Source organism: Bradyrhizobium sp. JR4.3 (genome assembly GCF_040547695.1).
Classification (GTDB): Bacteria; Pseudomonadota; Alphaproteobacteria; order Rhizobiales; family Xanthobacteraceae; genus Bradyrhizobium; species Bradyrhizobium canariense.
In genome coordinates this window covers 1-14278 of sequence record NZ_JBEPQF010000030.1, presented here as the reverse complement: position 1 = coordinate 14278, position 14278 = coordinate 1, and the positions used below count along the sequence as shown (strand labels likewise).

The following is a 14278-nucleotide window of genomic DNA, read 5'->3' as shown; positions in this document are numbered from 1 at the left end:
TCGATGCCCCCGCCCGGATCCCTGCCTAGCCATTTTCACTACACAATGCCAGCAAAACCCAACAAGCCCCCGACCAGCAAAATCCATAGTGGATTGATGCGCGAGACGGATGCGACCACTGCAACCGTCGCGGTCAGAAGCAGCGCAGCAAGCGTGCGATCGGTCGACTCGGCGAGGATCAGGGCGCTCGCCGCCATCAAGCCGATCGAGAGCGGAACCAGTGCAGCCTGGATCAGCCCGGGCCAGCGCGATTGGCTCGGCCGATTGAGGAGCCGGCTGACATAATAGGCAAGCAGCGCGGTGGGCAGGCACATGGCCAAGGTCGCCGCCAGGGCGCCGGGGATGCCGGCGACGGCATAGCCGATTAACGTGACGATAAGGACGTTCGGACCTGGCGAGAGCTGCGCGATCGCATAGGCGTCGGCGAACTGCTTGTCGGTCATCCAGTGATGCACCTCGACCGCGATGCGGTGCATCTCGGGCACGGCCGCCGCGGCACCGCCGACCGCGAACAGCGACATCAGACCGAAGGTCGAGATCAGCGCCCAGATCGGGTTCTCCGCGTTCATGCTGCTACCTTCCGCCGCATCAGGAAAATGGCGCCGACGCTGAGGGGGATCGCGACCAAAAGCACGGCCTGGAGCGGCAGGCGAAGGACGCCGATGGCGAGGAACACGCCCAGCATCAGGATGAGCGCGACGGCGTCCAGCCGCTTGAGCAGCGGCGTCATCATCCGGAAGACCACCGCGATCAAGAGGCCGACGGCCGCACAGGAGATGCCCGCGAGGCTGCGGCGCAGCACGTCCACATCGCCGAACCGGGCGTAGATGATCGCGAGCACCGTCATGATCAGCGTGGGCGGGAGCAACAGCCCTGCAAAGGCGGCAATGCCGCCGGCGATTCCGCGCAGCCGCGCGCCGAACACCATCGACAGATTGACGATGTTGGGCCCGGGCAGGAAATGGCAGAGCGCGAACGTCTCGTTGAACTCGTCCGCCGTCATCCAGCGGTGCTGTTCGACGATGGCCTGCCGGGCGAATACCAAAACCCCGCCGAAACCTGCCAGCGACATCCGGGCGAAGGCGAGGAACAGCGCGAGCAAGCCCGGCGGAACGGCGCTGGTGGCCAGACCGTCCGGCTCTTGAACTGGTTGTTGGGCGGCCGGTGCGGAATCCTCGGACATGTCAGGAGCTTAGAACGCCGGCCGGCGCGCGGCCAAGCCTGGCGGGAACCTATCCATAGGGAACCTCGGAATGATCGCTCGAAACACCTGTTATTTGAAACGTTTGCCCCCTATATTGGGAGTGCCGGTTCGCCGGCTATGGAAATAAACGGTCGTCGCAATAAACCATTCGGACCCGGGGGCGGTACCCGGCGCCTCCACCAAAGCCCACCAGCGGGCTAGCCCTGAGGCGGGCTTTGGCGGGGGCGAAATAGGATCGACGAGGGCGTAAAGGGCGTTCTTTTTCCCGGTATTGTTCCGCCGTTATCGGGCTATGCAATAGTTGCCAACGACAACTTTGCTCCGGTTGCTCAGGCTGCGTAACGCAGTTTGAAAGACCATTCTGAAGTCCTAACGGGTTAAGCTCCGTTAGGCGGGGTTCGGAGGCACCTGGCAACAGAAGCCTCCACTTACCTCTTATTTCCTACCCCGCGGGGACTCCTGCTGACCCGTCAGGCGCGGTACTATTGCGGCTTGGCGAGTCGGGCCGGCAGGGCCCAGCTCCTGGAATGCAACAGGACCACCATGGCGACCGATCATATCCGATACGATGTGCTGGCCCGCGACGCGCTGCGCGGCGTGTTGCGCAAGGTGCTGACCGACGCCGCGTCCCAGGGACTGCCCGGCGAGCACCATTTCTTCATCACCTTCGTGTCGAAGGCCGAGGGCGTGAAGCTGTCGTCGCGGCTGCTGGCGCAATATCCGGAAGAGATGACGATCATCCTGCAGCACCAGTTCTGGGATCTGACCGTGCTCGAGGACCGCTTCGAGGTCGGCCTGTCCTTTGGCGGCATTCCGGAGCGGCTGATCGTGCCGTTCAGCGCCATCAAGAGCTTCCTTGATCCGTCCGTGAAATTCGGCCTCCAGTTCGAGACTTCCGATGTCGCCGACGTCTCGGGCGAGACATTGCCGGCCGCTCCCGCCCCGTCCGCGGTCGCGGTGCCCCCTGCCACTGAACCTGCGGAAGGCACGGAAGAGCCGGCGGCCCCGAACCAGGGCGGCGCCGAAGTCGTGCGATTGGATCGTTTCCGCAAGAAATGATCTAGATCGGACTGGCGCCCGTCGCAGGCGGCCAAACTCCCTATATAGAGGCGCATGAAGAGGCCGCGCGGCATTTCGCGCGGCGGAATGGATGTGCTCATGGCCAAAACTTCCTCCTCGAAGACTTCCCTCTCGAAGACTTCCCGTTCGAAGACCGATCGCGCCTCGCGCCCGGCGACCCGAACCGAGACCGACAGCTTCGGCCCCATCGAGGTCCTCGCCGATCGCTATTGGGGGGCGCAGACCGAACGCTCGCGCCAGAATTTCCGGATCGGCACCGATCGCATGCCGATCTCGCTCGTGCACGCGCTCGGCATCGTCAAGCTCGCCGCGGCGCAGTCCAACCAGGAGCTCGGCCTGCTCGACCAGCGCCGCGCCAACGCCGTTATCCGCGCCGCACGCGAGGTGATCGAGGGCAAGCTGGACGATCATTTTCCGCTGGTGGTGTGGCAGACCGGCTCGGGCACCCAGAGCAACATGAATCTCAACGAGGTCATCGCCAACCGCGCCAATGAGATGCTCGGCGGCGAGCTCGGCACCAAGAAGCCGGTGCATCCCAACGATCACGTCAACATGAGCCAGTCGTCGAACGACTCGTTCCCGACCGCGATGCATATCGCGGCGGCAAGCCGCATCACCGCCGATCTCGTCCCTGCCCTCGGCGAATTGCTGCGCGCGCTGCGCAAGAAGGAGAAGGAGTTCGCAAAGATCGTCAAGATCGGCCGCACCCACACCCAGGACGCGACGCCGCTGACGCTCGGCCAGGAATTTTCCGGCTATGCCGCGCAGGTCGAAAGCGGCATCGCCCGGCTCAAGGTCGCCGTGAAGGAGCTCTATCCGCTGGCGCAGGGCGGCACCGCCGTCGGCACCGGGCTCAATTCGAAGCCGCGCTTTGCAAAACTGTTCGCAAAGCACGTTGCCGGGATTACCAAGCTGCCCTTCACCAGCGCCGCCAACAAATTCGAGGCGCTGGCCTCGAACGACGCCTATGTGCTGGCGCACGGCGCCATCAATTCGGTCGCGACAGGACTGTTCAAGATCGCCAACGACATCCGCCTGCTCGGATCGGGTCCGCGTTCGGGCCTCGGCGAACTGATGCTGCCGGAGAACGAGCCGGGCTCCTCGATCATGCCGGGCAAGGTCAATCCGACGCAGTGCGAGGCGATGACGATGGTGTGCTGCCAAGTGTTCGGCAATCACACCGCGATCACGGTCGCCGGCAGCCAGGGCCATTTCGAGCTCAACGTCTACAAGCCTGTGCTGGCCTACAACATGCTGCACTCGATCCGGCTGATGGCGGACGCCGCACGCTCCTTCACCGAGCATTGCGTCAGCGGCATCCGCGCCGACGAGAAGCGCATCAAGGAACTGATGCAGCGTTCGCTGATGCTGGTGACGGCGCTTGCCCCCAAGATCGGCTACGACAACGCGGCCAAGGTGGCCAAGACGGCGCATGCCAACGGCACCACGCTGAAGGAAGAGGCGCTGCGGCTCGGCTTCGTCTCGGCGGAGGAGTTCGACCGCCTGGTGCGCCCCGAGAAGATGACCAGCCCGGGATAAATTCCGAATTCCGATAGCCATCCGTAATGATACGGAGCCCCAAGCTCCATTAAATGTAGGGCTTAAAGGACGGGATTTGATTACCGTCAATGTCGCGGCGGGATTGCGTGTTACGCAGCCCCTCCGTCCCCAACGGGGCGGAATTCATCGTTTGATGGCCCAAGGGTCGATTGACGAGGACAAGCGAATGGCGATCAAGTCTCATTGGGCGCAGTGCGGCGCACAGTTTCTGAATGTTTCATCCTGCCCACGGAGGATCGGATGATGGAGACGCGACATGGCGAACGTCATCAACCTGAATCGTTTCCGGAAGCGCGCCGAGCGGCAAGCCACGGCGAAGCAGGCGGACGCCAACCGAACGAAGTTCGGCCGCACGAAGGCGGAGCGGTCGGCGGAGGAGACGCGCGCGGACCAGGCGAAGGCGCACCTGGACCAGCACCGGATCGATCGCGAGGAGCTGCCATGAAGTCGCCCGTCGTGAAACGGTCGATCGTCGTCGCCGGCCACAAGACCAGCGTCAGCCTGGAAGAGGCGTTCTGGAACGGCATGAAGGAGATCTCGGGCCTGCGCAACATGACGCTGTCCGAGCTGGTCGGCGAGATCGACGGCAACCGCCAGCAGGGCAATCTGTCCTCGGCGATCCGCCTGTTCGTGCTCGACTACTTCAAGAGCCGCGCCATGGCCGCCATCCAGGCGGAAAAAGTCCCGGCCCAGTAGCCGACTTGGTGCCGAGCTTGGTGCCCGATCTTGGCGCCAATCGCCTCCGTCACGAAGCTGATACTTTAAAATCACTCTAAGGTGCAGTTTCAGCGACCGAGCGCGCTTGACCTCGATGCCCTGCGTTGAAAATACAGGGCATGACCGACATCCATGATACGCGTCCGCAGATGCCGCTGGGCCTGGCCCAGCGCGGCTATACCGGCGTCATCCAACACCTTTCCCCCAAGGACGCGGGTTCGGCGCTCTCGGACATCGAGCTCGAGAGCCGGCTGATCGAGCTTGGCTTCGTCGAGGGCGCCCGGGTCGAGGTCCTGCACGAGGGGCTGGTCGGGCGCGACCCGATCGCCGTGCGGGTCGACAGCATTACCATCGCGGTCCGCCGTCGCGAAGCCATGGCCATCATCGTCGCCTGAAGCGACCGGACCCTAATTCCATGGAATTGCCCCTACTTCATCTCGCCCTGGTCGGCACGCCAAACAGCGGCAAGACCTCGCTGTTCAATGCGCTGACCGGCAGCCGGCAGAAGGTCGCGAACTATCCCGGCGTCACCGTCGAACGCAAGGAAGGCTTCTTCGTCACGCCCATGGGACGCCAGGTCTCCGTGGTCGACCTGCCCGGCACCTATTCGCTGCGCGGCCGCAGCCCGGACGAGGAGATCACCCGCGACTTCGTGCTCGGCAAGGCCACCGGCGAGATCGTGCCCGACCTGGTGCTGTGCGTGGCCGATTCCACCAATCTGCGCCTGACCATTCGGCTGCTGCTGGAGCTCAAGCGCACCGGCCGGCCGATGATCCTCGTGCTCAACATGTTCGACATCGCGAGCCGCCGCGGCATCACTGTCGACGTCGAGCGGCTCGCCAAGGAGCTCGGCGTGCCCGTGGTCACCTCGATCGCGGTGCGCAAGGGCGGCACCGCCGACCTGCTGTCGCTGACCGACGAGATTTCGGCAAAGCTCGCGGCCGAGCCGGGAGAGAACAATTGGCGGGCGCTCAGCGTGGCCGATTTGCGCGCCACCCAGCGCGAAGCCGACCGCATCATCGCAGACTGCGTCAGCCTGCCCAGCCGGCCCGACACCTGGACCGCGCGGATCGACGCGATCGTGCTGCATCCCGTCGGCGGGCTGATCGTGCTCGCGGCGATCCTGTTCGTGATGTTCCAGGCGGTGTTCGCCTGGGCCCAGCCGCTGATGGAGCTGCTCAATTCCGGCTTCGACGCGCTCGGCGAGTTCGTGCACGCCACCCTGCCCGCCGGCCTGCTGCAGAGCTTCCTGCAGAACGGCGTGATATCGGGCGTCGGCAGCGTCATCGTGTTCCTGCCGCAGATCATCATCATCTTCCTGTTCATCCTGCTGCTGGAAGATTTCGGCTACATGGCGCGCGCCGCGTTCCTGATGGACCGCATCATGGGTGGCGCCGGCCTGCACGGCCGCGCCTTCATCCCGCTGCTGTCGAGCTTTGCCTGCGCCATCCCCGGCATCATGGCGACCCGCGTGATCGACAACAAGCGCGACCGGCTGACCACGATCCTGATCGCGCCGCTGATGACCTGCTCGGCGCGCATTCCCGTCTACACACTGATCATCTCCGCCTTCATTCCGGCCAGAGACGTCTGGGGCTTTATCAACCTCCAGGGCCTCGTGATGTTCGGCCTCTACGCTGCCGGCATCACCAGCGCGCTTGCCGTCTCGTTCCTCATCAAGTTCTTCATGCTGCGCGACTATGCGCCGGCGCCGTTCATGCTGGAGCTGCCGGACTACAAGATGCCGCGGCTGAAATCGATCGCGATCGGCGTCTACACGCGGGCCAAGATGTTCCTGCACCGTGCCGGCACCACGATCTTCTCGATGATGGTGCTGATCTGGTTCCTGGCCTCGTTCCCGCAGCCGCCCGCGGGCGCCACCGAGCCGGCGATTGATTTCAGCCTGGCCGCGATCATCGGCAAGGCGCTCGAGCCGCTGCTGGCGCCGGTCGGCTTCAACTGGCAGATCGCGGTCGCGCTGATCCCCGGCATGGCGGCCCGCGAGGTCGCGGTCGCAGCGCTCGGCACCGTCTATGCGATCGAAGGCGGCAAGGAAGCGGCCGAGCAGATCGGCCAGGTGCTAGCGACGAAATGGTCGCTCGCGACCGCGCTATCGATGCTGGCCTGGTACATCTTCGCCCCGCAATGCGCATCCACGCTCGCCGTGATCCGGCGCGAGACCGGAAGCTGGACCTGGATGGCCGTGACCTTCTTCTACATGCTGGTGCTGGCCTATGCCGCGAGCCTTCTGACCTACAATGTCGCGGTCGCGTTCGGGGCGGGATAGCCCCTCCCGAAAATAAAAAGCGCGAAAACAACCCCATGCACAGTAGACGGATGCTGTGAGATCAATGGGTTACGCGTGTGTGAAAATCGTCGGACCGTAGCCGGATAGAGCCCGTACAATCCGCGCGACCGGCTGTTCGCCGGTTGCGCCGTCGGGCAAAACAGGCGCATGATGGCATTGTCGGAGAATTGGCGCGACGCTCCGTGACGGCAAGATAGGCCCGCATAGCGCGCAGCGGCAAGGAAGTCCGCCGTTGCAGCTACCGTCCGCTCCGCCGAGAGCTGACCGCGGGTCGCCCCTCGGGCGCCGCCCACCCCTGAACACTCACATCCGCCAGCGCGTCGAATATAGCCGCTGTGCGTTCCAGGCGGGCGATCGTACGGGCGCCTTCGACGGCAGCGACCAACGCGGAAGCGGTCGAAGAAGCGCGGGCGGAAGTGAAACCGCACCCCCTGAAATGCTCCACAACGATCTCGGTTGAATCAGCAAATCCGCGCGCGACTCGTTTGGTCAGATCAGCGTCGAGTGCAGGAAGCTCGTTCGCCAGATTTTGCATGAGACATCCATACTGGAAATCAGAGGCGACCATTTCGGCCGCGAACGCGCCGAAAATCTGACGAACAAAACTCAGGGCGTCACCGGTCGTATTCGCCGAGATGCCCCGCAACACAGCAATTCTACTCGCAACGTAGCGATCGATTGCTTCTTCTGCGAGCTGTGCCTTACCGCGCGGAAAATGAAAATAGAACGATCCTTTGGGCGAGCCGCTTTCTTCGATGATCTGGTTCAATCCCGTCGCAGTGTAGCCTTGGATGCGAAACAGTCGCTCGGCAGTGGCAATCGCGCGAGCGCGGGCGTCAGTCTTACGGGGCATCCTTCAACGTAACACGCCTGGCTTGACACCGCTATGGTGATCGCCATACTATGGCGATCACCATAGTAAATGTGCCCGCTGTACACCGCTCTCAAATCGACCTCCAGAAGTTGCATGCGAGGGCACGACACTCTCCCGGATTGCTGCGCAGGAAATACCCATGAGTTCGAGCAACTTCAGTTTCGGCAATTGTTCCAGCGAACGGGATCACTGAGATGGCCTCTAGATCCTGCGCGATGATGCTTTTAGGAGCTGCCATGTTCACTGGGATGTCCACTCGCGTCGTTTCCGGAGAGACGTCAGGCGATGCCATCTGGCACAATAAAATCCCTGCCGCTTTGAGTGAGCCTGCCGCTGATATCGATAAGGATCCGAACCTTCAGCACAGATATGCGGAGAATGCGGGAACGAAAATCCACTACGTCACCATGGGATCCAATCAAAAACCGCTGATGGTGTTTGTGCACGGATTTCCCGACTTTTGGTATTCCTGGCGAAATCAGCTCCACGAATTTTCAGCAAATTATCAGGTGGTCGCCCTTGATCTGCGCGGTTACGATTTGAGCGATCGGCCAGAAGGTGTCGAGAACTATAAGTTTCCGGTTCTCCTTGATGACATCCGCGCCGTGATCGATGCAGAGGCAAACGGGCGCAAGGCCATCCTGATTGGGCACGACTGGGGCGCCGCTTTATCGTGGCTATTCACCGGGCAAAATCCGGATCTGATCGAAAGACTTGTCGTCCTCAGCGTGCCTCATCCAGGCGCCATCACGAGGGAGTTGCTCCCTTGGAACCACCCTATCGCGCAGGCCAAGGCCAGCGCCTACGCCACACGGTTCTTCGCTCGAGGCAAAGGCGACAATCTGACTGCGCAGGATTTGGCATACTGGGTCGTCGATCCCCAAGTTAGGAGTCGATACATCGAGGCTTTCGCGAAATCCTCCATCACGTCCATGATGAATTATTACAAAGCCAACTACGCGTTTTCTCAGCTTGCGCTCAATCTTTTCGATCCAACCATGAAGAAGCTCACCGGTGCCGCGATCAAATGCCCGGTCTTGCATGTGCACGGAATCGAGGAGAGCCACGCTTTGCTAAGCACTATTGATTTGGAAAAGTCATGGATTGAAAATCCCGACAATCTCACGGTCAAAATCGTACCTGGCGTTGGCCACTTCATTCAGCATGAAGTGCCGGACTACCTTAATCAGACGATTGCCTCCTGGTTGAAAGATTCAGGAAGCTGAGCCCGGTCTTGCGAGGCTAAGCGCCGAGGGGCTTCGTGAAGATCACCTGGCCGGCCTCCTCGTCGCATTGCATCTCGATGCCGAGCTATCCGGCTCAGCGTACTCGCTCAGTGCGTTCGCTCGGTGTACTGGAGCCCGAACTGACGTCTTCTTCGTTCGAATGGCTCTCCGGCTCCTGGATCAGCACGGCCGGTTCGTCGTAACCCTTGCGGCTGCTGTAGAACACCAGCGCCATCAAGCCGATGCCGACGACCAGCGAAAACACGACACCGAGCACCAGTGCGACATAACCCGACGCTGGCACCTCCGTCGTCGTGCTGAACCAGCCAAGATAGCCGAGCGCGCCGGCACCGACGAGGAAGGCGCATAACACCGCTATGACCAGCCATCTGGCGATCTTGCCGTCTCCGGGAGCGGGTGATTCCGGTTGCCCGTCTGTGCTGTTCATGGATCTCTCCTCATGGCGCATGCGTCGCGCGGCTATCCCGTCACGCTAGGGTGCGGTGACCGTGGTCGCGATCGCGTGCAGGGCCGCCGTCATGGCGACGATTGCAGCCTTGGCCGGCTCGCCGATGCCGTGACGCCCGGCGATATACGCCGGATCGTTGTAGGACAACCAGGTCGCGCCTTGCTCGTCCTGCCAGACCAGCGCCTTTAGCGGCAGATCGATGCCGCTGGTCTGCGACTGCTGCATCAATGGCGTACCACCCCTGGCGTTCCCGAAGATGATGAGATTGGTCGGGCGCAACGGCAGGCCGGCAGCGGCGGCGCCGGTGGCATGATCGACATGGGCGAATATTGTGAGGCCCTTGGCCGTCACTTCCGCTTCCAGCCGCTTCATCGTCTCTTCAGGCCCGAAACTGCTCCTAATCGTGATGAGTCCGTCGACGGCCATTGCTTGGGTCTCCCATAAACATGTCGCAGCAACCAGAACAAGGATCTTGAGCAGCGCCGAAACTCTCATGATCACACGCTCATTTGTTGCGGAATAGTTTTGCCGGATCGAATTGCGGATCCGGAATGAAGCCGTCGCGGTTGGGCATCTTGATCTTCGGCAAGCTGTCCTTGTCGACCTTGCCGTCGGGGGGAACGATGCCGTTCAGACTCAGGATGTAGGCGGTGACGGCATAGGTGTCGTCGGTGCTGAGCGAACCCGGTGTGGGATATGGCATCGCGCGGTGAATGTAGTCGTACAAGGTCGTCGCATAGGGCCAGAAGCTGCCGACGGTCTTGACCGGCGCGCTGGAGGCGAGTGTGCCCTGCCCACCGGCCAGACGATCCTTGATCCCGCCCTGGCCGTTGTCGCCATGACAGGCCGCGCAATTGTCGGCGAAGACCTGCTTACCCTGCGCAACCGTCCCGCTGCCGACAGGCAGACCCTTGCCATCGGGTGCGACGTCGATGTCCCATGGCTTGATCTCCTCCGGAGTGGCGGGACGGCCGAAATCGAATGCAAATGCGGGCGGCGCGAGCAGGCTGAGCGTGAGAGCCGCTGCGACAAGCCCATTGTCATGCGAGGACATTGCGCACCCTCCCGGCCTCGTCGATGCTCCAGGTCTGCTGGGCGTTGTAGTGGAACAGCGCATTGCTCCCCATCGCGGCGATGAAGGACTGCCGGTCCGGCTGAACATTACCTTGCTCGTCGGTCGAGCGGCTCACGATCCGTGTCGGCTTGCCGTCCCAGACCCAGTCCATCTGGAATCGAACCTGGGCTTTGGAGAGCACCGGCTGATTCAGCTGCGCCTGTTTCCAAATTTTCGCGCCGTCGGTCGATATCTCGACCTTGGCGATCTTGCCATGGCCGCTCCAGGCGAGACCGGAGATTATGTTGTAGCCGGGCTGGATCTGCATCGTGCCCGAGGGCTGCGTGATGACGGAGTTGGTTTCCATCCTCAGCTGAAACTGGCGGGCCGTGCCGTTGGCCAGCAGCTGCGTGTAGCGCGCCGTTTCCCAGCGGGTCATCCAGGGCTCAGTGCCGAACTTGAGACGGCGCAGCCATTTGATGTTGAGATTGCCCTCGAAGCCCGGCATCACCAGCCGCATTGGAAATCCATGCGCGGGGCGCAGTGGTTCGCCGTTCTGACCGTAGGCGACAAAGGCCTCGTTCACGATTTCGTCGGTCAGCGGAATGCTGCGGTCGACGCCCGCGCCGTCGCCTCCCTCGGCGAGCATCCAGTTCGAGTTCTTCTCCTTGCTCGCGAGACCAATGAGGAACTTCAGCGGAACGCCGGTCCACTCATTGGTGCTGACGAGGCCGTGCGTGTTCTGCACCGTCAGATCAGGGTCCGCCTTCTTCCAGTTTTCCCATCCGTTTCCCGTGCATTCGATGAAGACCACGCGCGTGACAGACGGCATCCGCTTGAGATCGTCGACGCTGAACACCAGCGGCTTCTGAACCAGGCCATGGATGAGCAGACGGTGCTGCGCGGGATCGATGTCCGGCACCCCGGAATGGCTGCGCTCGTAATGCAGATCGGTTGGCGTGATGTTGCCCACCAGCTTCTGATGCGGCGTCTTGGAATTGATGGCATCACTGGGGTCGACGTTGCGCTTGCCTGGTCCTGCCTCGGGAATGCGATCGATCTTGACGAAGCGCGATCGTTCGCTGTGCGCACCGAGATCGGCGCCGGGCCCGCGATCAGGGATTTCGGCCAGCGTTTGCGCCGCCGCCGCTTCGGTCGCAACCGCCCCCAGAACGCCCGCCGACAGGCCTCCCACGAAACCACGACGCGAGACGCTCGCGGGCCGTGGCGGTGATTCGATTTGCGTTTTGGACGTCATGCAATCTCCGTCGAGCTTCGTGCTGATTTGGAAATTCCACCGCTTTTCCATGGGGACATTGACCGGATGCCGCCGAAATTGCCCGTTAGGATGTGTTAGAAATCATGAGGGGTGGCGAAGGCGCGTCATCCTGCCCTGCTCCGAAAGCGGCTATCCGGGTCCATGGATCATTTCAGCACGGAGAACCTGACTGCCGAGAGGCTTCGTGAAGATCACCTCGCCGACCTCGTCGCGTTGCATCTCGACGCCGAGGTGTCCCGATATCTCGGCGGCGTGCGCCCGGCGGAGAGGACGAAGACCTATCTCGAAGCCAATATGGCGCATTGGGACCAGCATGGCTTCGGGCTGTGGGTGTTGCGAACGAAAGACGGGGCATTCGCCGGGCGAGCGGGCATCCGGCACATCCTGGTGGACGATATCGACGAGATCGAGATTGCCTATGCGTTCAAGCGCGAATTCTGGGGCCGTGGCCTTGCAAGCGAGACCGCGACCGCACTGACCGATATCGGACTGTTACACCACGAGCTGCCGTCCCTCATCGGCCTGGTCTATGTCGGCAATGGCGCATCGCGCCGCGTGCTGGAGAAGGCCAACTATCTCCTCGAGCGAACCACGTTCCGTCACGGCGAGAACGTCGTCATCTACCGGATTCGGCGGTGAGAGACGCAAGTTCGTAGGATGGGTAGAGCGAAGCGAACCCATCACGCATCAACACGCCCGGAGGCAAGATGGGTTTCGCAAGGGCTCTACCCATCCTACAGCTGCGCCGCTGTCGGCGCATTGGCGTGCCATTGGACACCTGAAGTCCTACCTGAAATACCCCAGCACGAGATCGACATCCGCGCTGCCGGCCACCGTGCCGTTCAGCTCGGCGTCGATGACGCGGCGGCAAGCTTCGATCGCGGCGTGGTCACCGAGGTCGTTGGCGGCTTCCAGCACGAGCCAGGCGGCATCGACCGAGGCCTGGTCCGCTGCTCCCCCGCCGATCTCGCCGGCTGCGGCCTTGTTGAGGTTCTTGTTTGGATTCTTGCGAACGGCGGTGCCGAATTGAGGCAACATTGCAAATACTCCCTGCCAATTCCCGGATGATGCTCGGTGTACCTGTTCGGTGGACCGCTCAGTGCACCTGCAGCTCGGGCTGACGACCCGTGACGGGATCGGTGCCGGTCTTGCGCGACTGGTAGAACTTCAAGACGCTGCGCGAGGTCTCGATCTTGAGCTTGCCGAAATCGCGCTCGTTGTCGTGGAGCTCGCGCGCCGTGATCAGGTGATCCTTGGCGCCGAGGAACAGCAGCGACATCGTGGTGTCCCATGAGAAATCGAGCGCCTTGCACAGCACCAGGATCATCTCGCGATTGCGGTCCATCATCGCACGCTCGATCACGTCGACAGGCAGCGATGACAGCAGCGACAGCCCGATCTGCACCTCGTCGAAGCGGTGCTGGCGCGCATAGTTCGAGATCGAGTCCTGGTTGAGGTTGCCCTGCCGGTACTGCGTCGTCACCACGCGCTTGGCGACGAAATAGCTGCGCGAGGACGGGCCGAACTTGGATTGCAGGTCGCCGGTGACGTCGCTCACCGAGTTTTGGATCTGCGCCATCATTTCCGGGCGCTCGTGCTCGAGTCGGCGGCGGACGTCCTCCGACGCCTTCGAGATCAGCTGCTGGAAGATGTGACGCGGCACGTCCTTGCGCAGGCCAAGCTGCTCCGCAAGAATCGAGTCACCCTCGGCACGGCGAACCATGTGGAGCAGGCCCGAGCCGGAGAAGCGCGCGCCCTCGTTCCGGGCAACCGACGTCACGACCTCCTGGTCGCCGCGCTTGACCAGCACGTCGGTGACGGCCTCGCCGATCGACTTGCGCTGGGCGATCGCAAGCAGATGCGACTGGCTCTTGGTCATGGCGCTCTCGATCAGCAGCTTCTCGTCGATACGATTGGAGTCGCGCAGCACGGGGCCTGCGACCTCGATCTCGTCGGCGGTCGCGAGTTGCGCAATGACATTGAGCGGAGCGTGATCGCAGGCTGCCATGACCTCGGAGAGCTGCACCCGCGCAGCAACCTCGATCTCGTCGGCGAGCCGGCCGATGACCTCGCCGAACGTGCTGATCTCGTCGTCGCTATAGCGGCCGGTGATCAGAATGTCGGTCGCATGCCACAACGCCTTGTTCCGGCTTTCGTCGGTGCCGCGTGCGATCGCGTCGTCCAGATCCTGCAGAAGTGTTGTCGCGCCGTTCATCCCGATGACCCCAGTTCTTGGCTAGCCATCCTGCTTGTGCCGCAGGACGCCGAGTTCCTCTGGGAACAGAGACTAGGGAACAAACGCGAGAATCCGGTAAAGTCGGCAGATCAGTTTTGCCGGGCAAAATTCGTTAAAAAGCGAGGGAATGAGTTTACCGGTGGGCCACCGGCGAAGGTGCGCTCCCTCTCCCGCCTGCGAGGGCTTTGCGTAAATCGCGAATCTGCGATTCTCTAAGAGACATCTGAAGAGGATCTGGGGATGGCATATCGGCAGGTGGGGCAACCGAGCT

General features: G+C 62.3%; 17 protein-coding genes and 1 other RNA gene. 9 read left to right on the top strand and 9 right to left on the bottom strand.

All coding sequences use genetic code 11. The annotated features are described in order from the left end of the window. Positions 1-38: 38 nt before the first annotated feature. Both ABIB91_RS32540 and ABIB91_RS32535 read right to left on the bottom strand, forming a co-directional pair. On the bottom strand, positions 39-569 hold the full coding sequence (locus ABIB91_RS32540) for a chromate transporter (protein WP_007600971.1): 531 nt from the start codon (positions 567-569) through the stop codon (positions 39-41). Continuing rightward, the gene (locus ABIB91_RS32535; protein ID WP_354170600.1) at positions 566-1183 is read right to left on the bottom strand and encodes a chromate transporter; all 618 of its coding nucleotides are present in this window, start codon (positions 1181-1183) and stop codon (positions 566-568) included. Before ABIB91_RS32535 ends, ABIB91_RS32540 begins: the two co-directional genes overlap by 4 nt. 84 nt (positions 1184-1267) lie before the next feature. On the opposite strand from ABIB91_RS32535, the gene ssrA reads away from it, so the two are divergent. From ssrA to feoB, 7 genes are all read left to right on the top strand, one after another. Beyond that, positions 1268-1633, top strand: a transfer-messenger RNA (tmRNA) gene (gene ssrA / locus ABIB91_RS32530). 114 nt (positions 1634-1747) lie between these two features. Further along, positions 1748-2263 (top strand): SspB family protein, encoded by a 516-nt coding sequence (locus tag ABIB91_RS32525; RefSeq protein ID WP_354170598.1) that lies wholly within the window; start codon positions 1748-1750, stop codon positions 2261-2263. Positions 2264-2350: 87 nt separating this feature from the next. Beyond that, the gene (fumC, locus tag ABIB91_RS32520) at positions 2351-3823 is read left to right on the top strand and encodes a class II fumarate hydratase (protein WP_219683513.1); all 1473 of its coding nucleotides are present in this window, start codon (positions 2351-2353) and stop codon (positions 3821-3823) included. Between the two features lie 277 nt (positions 3824-4100). After that, on the top strand, positions 4101-4289 hold the full coding sequence (locus ABIB91_RS32515) for a DUF4169 family protein (RefSeq protein ID WP_354170596.1): 189 nt from the start codon (positions 4101-4103) through the stop codon (positions 4287-4289). Beyond that, entirely contained in the window at positions 4286-4540 is a 255-nt protein-coding gene (locus ABIB91_RS32510) for a ribbon-helix-helix domain-containing protein (RefSeq protein WP_007600962.1), read from the top strand. The genes ABIB91_RS32515 and ABIB91_RS32510 overlap by 4 nt, the downstream gene beginning before the upstream one ends. A 140-nt stretch (positions 4541-4680) precedes the next feature. Beyond that, positions 4681-4956, top strand: coding sequence for a FeoA family protein (locus ABIB91_RS32505; protein ID WP_007600961.1), 276 nt, complete (start codon positions 4681-4683; stop codon positions 4954-4956). 20 nt (positions 4957-4976) lie between these two features. Continuing rightward, on the top strand, positions 4977-6848 hold the full coding sequence (feoB, locus tag ABIB91_RS32500; protein ID WP_354170593.1) for a ferrous iron transporter B: 1872 nt from the start codon (positions 4977-4979) through the stop codon (positions 6846-6848). 259 nt (positions 6849-7107) lie between these two features. Here the strand turns inward: feoB and ABIB91_RS32495 are convergent, their stop codons facing one another. Then, positions 7108-7722 (bottom strand): TetR/AcrR family transcriptional regulator, encoded by a 615-nt coding sequence (locus tag ABIB91_RS32495; protein ID WP_354170591.1) that lies wholly within the window; start codon positions 7720-7722, stop codon positions 7108-7110. 257 nt (positions 7723-7979) lie between these two features. On the opposite strand from ABIB91_RS32495, the gene ABIB91_RS32490 reads away from it, so the two are divergent. Continuing rightward, positions 7980-8969, top strand: a complete 990-nt coding sequence (locus tag ABIB91_RS32490; protein ID WP_354170589.1) for an alpha/beta fold hydrolase — start codon at positions 7980-7982, stop codon at positions 8967-8969. 94 nt (positions 8970-9063) lie between these two features. Here the strand turns inward: ABIB91_RS32490 and ABIB91_RS32485 are convergent, their stop codons facing one another. From ABIB91_RS32485 to soxC, 4 genes are read right to left on the bottom strand one after another with little or no spacing between them, the layout of a single operon-like run. Beyond that, complete coding sequence (locus ABIB91_RS32485; RefSeq protein ID WP_354170586.1) at positions 9064-9417, bottom strand: hypothetical protein; 354 nt, start codon at positions 9415-9417, stop codon at positions 9064-9066. 45 nt (positions 9418-9462) lie between these two features. Beyond that, positions 9463-9933 carry a DUF302 domain-containing protein gene (locus ABIB91_RS32480; protein ID WP_354170584.1) on the bottom strand — a complete coding sequence of 157 codons (471 nt, stop codon included), beginning with the start codon at positions 9931-9933 and terminating at the stop codon, positions 9463-9465. 10 nt (positions 9934-9943) lie between these two features. After that, positions 9944-10492 (bottom strand): c-type cytochrome, encoded by a 549-nt coding sequence (locus ABIB91_RS32475; RefSeq protein WP_354170582.1) that lies wholly within the window; start codon positions 10490-10492, stop codon positions 9944-9946. Further along, complete coding sequence (soxC, locus tag ABIB91_RS32470; RefSeq protein WP_354170580.1) at positions 10479-11750, bottom strand: sulfite dehydrogenase; 1272 nt, start codon at positions 11748-11750, stop codon at positions 10479-10481. Before soxC ends, ABIB91_RS32475 begins: the two co-directional genes overlap by 14 nt. A 162-nt stretch (positions 11751-11912) precedes the next feature. On the opposite strand from soxC, the gene ABIB91_RS32465 reads away from it, so the two are divergent. Next, positions 11913-12410 (top strand): GNAT family N-acetyltransferase, encoded by a 498-nt coding sequence (locus tag ABIB91_RS32465; RefSeq protein WP_354170578.1) that lies wholly within the window; start codon positions 11913-11915, stop codon positions 12408-12410. Between the two features lie 147 nt (positions 12411-12557). On the opposite strand, the gene ABIB91_RS32460 is transcribed toward ABIB91_RS32465, so the two are convergent. Then, positions 12558-12809, bottom strand: a complete 252-nt coding sequence (locus tag ABIB91_RS32460) for a hypothetical protein (RefSeq protein ID WP_219683465.1) — start codon at positions 12807-12809, stop codon at positions 12558-12560. A gap of 58 nt (positions 12810-12867) precedes the next feature. Then, positions 12868-13986: a DUF2336 domain-containing protein gene (locus tag ABIB91_RS32455; RefSeq protein ID WP_219683464.1), complete on the bottom strand. Its 1119-nt coding sequence runs from the start codon at positions 13984-13986 to the stop codon at positions 12868-12870. Positions 13987-14278 lie beyond the last annotated feature (292 nt).